Origin of the sequence: Pseudomonas sp. HMWF006, from assembly GCF_003061205.1 — a bacterium.
Lineage (GTDB): Bacteria > Pseudomonadota > Gammaproteobacteria > Pseudomonadales > Pseudomonadaceae > Aquipseudomonas > Aquipseudomonas monsensis.
Map to the genome: position 1 here is coordinate 17,814 of NZ_QAIU01000651.1, position 4,962 is coordinate 22,775.

General features: G+C 57.7%; 6 protein-coding genes and 1 tRNA gene. All 7 read left to right on the plus strand.

The genetic code is table 11. The features are described 5' to 3' along the window. Nucleotides 1–431 (plus strand): cell envelope integrity protein TolA (gene tolA / locus DBR24_RS34540; RefSeq protein ID WP_256592001.1); only part of this gene is annotated, 431 nt, incomplete at its 5' end. 17 nt (nucleotides 432–448) lie between these two features. Next, nucleotides 449–1,729 (plus strand): Tol-Pal system beta propeller repeat protein TolB, encoded by a 1,281-nt coding sequence (tolB, locus tag DBR24_RS30115; RefSeq protein ID WP_171057245.1) that lies wholly within the window; start codon nucleotides 449–451, stop codon nucleotides 1,727–1,729. A 52-nt stretch (nucleotides 1,730–1,781) separates the two neighbouring features. Next, a complete protein-coding gene (gene pal / locus DBR24_RS30120; protein ID WP_003178634.1) occupies nucleotides 1,782–2,279 on the plus strand; it encodes a peptidoglycan-associated lipoprotein Pal in 498 nt (165 codons plus the stop codon). A gap of 6 nt (nucleotides 2,280–2,285) precedes the next feature. Next, a complete protein-coding gene (ybgF, locus tag DBR24_RS30125; RefSeq protein WP_123467198.1) occupies nucleotides 2,286–3,125 on the plus strand; it encodes a tol-pal system protein YbgF in 840 nt (279 codons plus the stop codon). Between the two features lie 166 nt (nucleotides 3,126–3,291). Then, nucleotides 3,292–3,939, plus strand: coding sequence for a 7-carboxy-7-deazaguanine synthase QueE (gene queE / locus DBR24_RS30130; protein ID WP_123467196.1), 648 nt, complete (start codon nucleotides 3,292–3,294; stop codon nucleotides 3,937–3,939). Nucleotide 3,940: 1 nt separating this feature from the next. After that, nucleotides 3,941–4,633, plus strand: a complete 693-nt coding sequence (gene queC / locus DBR24_RS30135) for a 7-cyano-7-deazaguanine synthase QueC (RefSeq protein WP_128616507.1) — start codon at nucleotides 3,941–3,943, stop codon at nucleotides 4,631–4,633. 62 nt (nucleotides 4,634–4,695) lie between these two features. Continuing rightward, nucleotides 4,696–4,771: transfer RNA gene (locus tag DBR24_RS30140), tRNA-Lys, on the plus strand. Nucleotides 4,772–4,962: the final 191 nt, after the last annotated feature.

Here is a 4,962-nt window from a genome sequence, read left to right on the forward strand (position 1 = left end):
CTGCCGATGCTGCGAAGAAGAAATCGCAGGAAGCGGCACGTAAATCCGCCGAAGAGAAAAAGGCTCAGGCCCTGGCTGATTTGCTTTCCGACACGCCGCAGCGTCAGCAGGCCTTGGCCGATGAGCAGGGTGACGAAGTCGCGGGCAGTTTCGATGACTTGATTCGTGCACGGGCAGCAGAAGGTTGGGCTCGTCCTCCTTCGGCACGCAAAGGCATGACGGTCGTGCTGCAGATTGGCATGTTGCCGGACGGTACGGTGACTTCGGTCAGCGTGGCCAAGTCCAGTGGCGACGGTCCGTTCGATGCCTCGGCAGTGGCGGCGGTGAAGAATATTGGACGTTTGACAGAAATGCAGGGAATGAAGGCGAGCGATTTCGCTCCATATCGTTCATTCAAGATGACATTCACACCTGAGGACTTAGCCTTGTGAGAAACCTTCTTCGAGGAATGCTGGTCGTGATCTGCTGCATGGCAGGGATCGCGATGGCTGATGAAAAGAACATTCTGGTCACCAGCGGCAGCGATCGGGCTACTCCGATCGCCGTTGTACCGTTCGGTTTCCAGGGCGGTGCCGTCCTGCCGGATGACATGGCTGAAATCATTGGTAACGATTTGCGCAACTCGGGCTATTACTCGCCGATTCCAAAGCAAAACATGATCAGCCAGCCAAGCCAGCCGAGCGAAATCATCTTCCGTGACTGGAAGGCGGTGGGTGCTCAATACATGATGGTCGGCAGCATCGTTCCAGCGGGCGGTCGCCTGCAGGTGCAATGGGCGCTGTTCAACGTGGCCACCGAGCAGAAAGTGGCTGACGGCAGCGTTTCCGGTACCACCGAGCAACTGCGTGACATGGCGCACTACATCTCCGATCAGTCGTTCGAGAAACTCACCGGTATCAAAGGTGCGTTCTCGACCCGTCTGCTGTACGTCACAGCCGAGCGTTTTTCCGAGAAGAACACTCGCTACACCCTGCAGCGTTCGGACTACGACGGTGCTCGCGCGGTGACCCTGCTGCAATCGCGCGAGCCGATCCTGTCGCCGCGTTTCGCGCCGGATGGCAAACGCATTGCCTATGTGTCGTTCGAGCAGAAGCGTCCGCGCATCTTCATGCAGAACATCGACACCGGTCGCCGTGAGCAGATCACCAACTTCGAAGGCCTGAACGGTGCGCCTGCCTGGTCGCCGGATGGCAATCGCCTGGCGTTCGTGCTGTCGAAAGACGGTAACCCGGACATCTACGTGATGAACCTCGGTTCGCGTCAGATCACTCGCGTCACTGCGGGCCCTGGCATCAACACCGAACCGTACTGGGGCAAGGATGGCTCGACCATCTACTTCACCTCGGACCGTGGCGGCAAGCCACAGATCTACAAAACCAGCGCCAGTGGCGGTGGTGCCGAGCGTGTGACCTTCATCGGTAACTACAACGCCAACCCGAAACTTTCGGCTGACGAAAAGACCCTGGTGATGATCCATCGTCAGGACGGTTTCACCAATTTCAAAGTGGCGGCTCAGGATTTGCAGCGCGGAAGTGTAAAAATCCTAACTGATAGCACTCTAGACGAGTCGCCTACTGTTGCGCCCAACGGCACCATGGTAATCTACGCCACCCGCCAGCAGGGCCGGGGAGTCTTGATGCTCGTGTCCATTAATGGACGCGTGAGGCTCCCGCTTCCTACCGCTCAAGGCGAAGTCAGAGAACCGTCCTGGTCCCCTTACCTGAACTGACGCGGCGCTTTACGTTTTACTTAACACACTGGGGTTCATTAGGAGTTTCACGATGGAAATGCTGAAGTTTGGTAAATTTGCTGCGCTGGCTCTGGCCATGGCTGTAGCTGTAGGTTGCTCGTCCAAAGGCGGCGACAACGCCGGTGAAGGCGCTGTTGATCCAAACGCTGGTTACGGCGCAAACACTGGTGCCGTTGACGGTTCCCTGAGCGAAGAAGCTGCTCTGCGCGCAATCACCACCTTCTACTTCGAATACGACAGCTCGGACCTGAAGCCAGAAGCCATGCGCGCTCTGGACGTTCACGCCAAAGACCTGAAAGCAAACGGCGCTCGCGTTGTTCTGGAAGGCAACACCGACGAACGTGGTACTCGTGAGTACAACATGGCACTGGGCGAGCGTCGTGCGAAAGCCGTTCAACGCTACCTGGTACTGCAAGGTGTTTCCCCAGCTCAGCTGGAACTGGTTTCCTACGGCGAAGAGCGTCCAGTTGCTACCGGCAACGACGAGCAGTCCTGGGCTCAAAACCGTCGCGTCGAACTGCGTAAGTAATTCGATATGCGAACGTGCCGTCGTGCTGTAACTGTTCTGGCTCTCAGCCTCGCGCCGCTTGCGGCGTGGGCTGCGGTTCCTGTGGTCGATGACAACTCCGGTTATAACAATAGCGGGAGCAGTTATCCGCCTGCGGGTTACGGTACGAACGGCGCCTATGCCGGGGGAGCGGCTTCGGCCCCTGCCTCGGCACAAGGCATGCTGTTCAACCAACTGCAACAGATGCAGGATCAGATTTCTCGCCAGCAAGGCGTGATCGAAGAACTGCAGAATCAGGTTGCGCGCATGAAACAGGAATCCCTGGAGCGATACCAGGATCTTGATCGGCGCATAGGATCCGGTGTTGCACCAGCCGCGACTCCTGAGAATTCTTCTGCCGGTGGCGACGCAAGTGCTGCTGCCGGTGCTGCTGCCGGTGCCGGGGCTGCCGCTGCGGCCCAAGCGCCTGCCGCGAGCAGTGAGCCGGGTGATCCGGCCAAGGAAAAGCTGTATTACGATGCCGCTTTCGACTTGATCAAAGCCAAGGATTTCGACAAGGCCAGTCAGGCTTTTGCCGCTTTCCTGCGCAAATACCCGAACAGCCAATACGCGGGCAATGCCCAGTACTGGTTGGGTGAGGTGAACCTGGCGAAGGGTGATCTGCAAGGCGCAGGTCAGGCGTTCGCCAAGGTTTCGCAGTTGTATCCGAAGCACGCCAAAGTGCCGGATTCGCTGTACAAGCTGGCTGACGTAGAGCGCCGCCTCGGTCACACCGACAAGGTCAAGGGCATTCTGCAGCAGGTGGTTTCCCAATATCCGGGTACCTCCGCCGCTCAGTTGGCCCAGCGCGATCTGCAGCGCATGTAATTCAGCTTCACCCGTTTGGAAGAAACCCGCGCTTGTCGCGGGTTTTTTCGTTAGAATTCACGCCCTTTTTCTGAAACACGCTTCTGGTGATCTACGCGATGGCGGGGTTGCCTGAGGTGCCTGACGGAGGCGGACAGCCTGTTTAGCTGTTACGCCCGTGGCGACTATGCAAGACACATTGAGAATCACCGAAGTTTTCTACTCGTTGCAGGGGGAAACGCGGACTGCCGGGCTGCCCACGGTTTTTGTGCGCCTGACCGGTTGCCCATTGCGTTGCCAATACTGCGACAGCGCCTATGCGTTCAGCGGCGGTACGATCCGCACCCTCGACGATATCCTCGAGCAAGTGGCTGGCTATCGTCCGCGCTATGTCTGTGTCACCGGCGGCGAGCCGCTGGCACAGCCGAACGCTATCCCTTTACTCAAGCGTTTGTGTGATGCCGGTTACGAAGTGTCACTGGAAACCAGTGGTGCGCTCGATATCTCGGCAGTCGATTCGCGTGTCAGTCGTGTTGTCGACTTGAAGACGCCGGACTCGAAAGAGGCCCATCGCAACCGTTACGAGAACATCGAGCTGCTGACCGCCAACGATCAGGTGAAGTTTGTCATCTGCTCGCGGGAAGACTATGACTGGGCGGTGTCCAAGCTGATTCAGTACGGTCTTGAGCGACGTGCAGGCGAAGTGCTGTTTTCCCCAAGTCACCATGACCTGAATGCTCGAGATCTGGCGGACTGGGTGGTGGCGGATAACCTGCCGGTGCGCCTGCAACTGCAGCTGCATAAGTATCTTTGGAATGATGAGCCGGGGCGCTGAGATGACTGAACCACTGAACACTGGCGAAAAGCGTGCAGTCATTCTGCTGTCCGGTGGCCTGGACTCGGCCACGGTCGTGGCGATGGCCCAGGCTGAAGGCTATGCCTGCTACACCATGAGTTTCGATTACGGACAGCGTTCGCATGCAGAGTTGCATGCCGCCGCGCGCGTTGCTCGCGACCTCGGTGTGGTCGAGCACAAAGTGATCGGCCTGAACCTGAACGGCATGGGCGGCTCGGCGCTCACCGATACCAGCATTGATATCCCTGAAGCGCTGGGCGAGGGCATTCCGGTGACGTACGTGCCGGCGCGCAACACCGTGTTCCTGTCGCTGGCCTTGGGCTGGGCTGAAGTGCTCGGCGCCCGTGACATCTTTATCGGTGTCAATGCCGTGGATTATTCCGGTTACCCGGATTGCCGTCCCGAGTTCATTGAGTCGTTCGAGCGCATGGCCAATCTGGCGACCAAGGCGGGCGTGGAGGGCAATGGCTTCCGTATTCAGGCGCCGCTGCAGAACCTGAGCAAGGCGCAGATCATCCAGGCAGGTGTGAAGCTGGGTGTCGATTACAGCCTGACCGTTTCCTGCTATCAGGCCGATGATGATGGCCGTGCCTGCGGCAAATGCGACAGCTGCCGCCTGCGTGCGGAAGGCTTCGCGGCAGCCGGTGTAAGCGATCCAACACCTTATTTTTGATTTTTTTCAAAAAGGTGTTGAATAGTCCTTAAAAATCAGTATTATACGCGCCACCACACAGCGGGTCGTTAGCTCAGTTGGTAGAGCAGTTGGCTTTTAACCAATTGGTCGTAGGTTCGAATCCCACACGACCCACCATATTTGGCGGTTTAGAAAATCCGGAAGGCCCACGAAAGTGAGGATTTCCGGGTTTTTTTTTGCCTGCGATTCCGGGGTGTGTTCTTTCCCGGTGTCCGCGCTGACGCAGGTCAGAATCATCTTTTGCATCTACGGGATATTCTGTAGCCTTGCGCAGCTTCAATGTTGTCCGTGCCTGATAATACTCACTC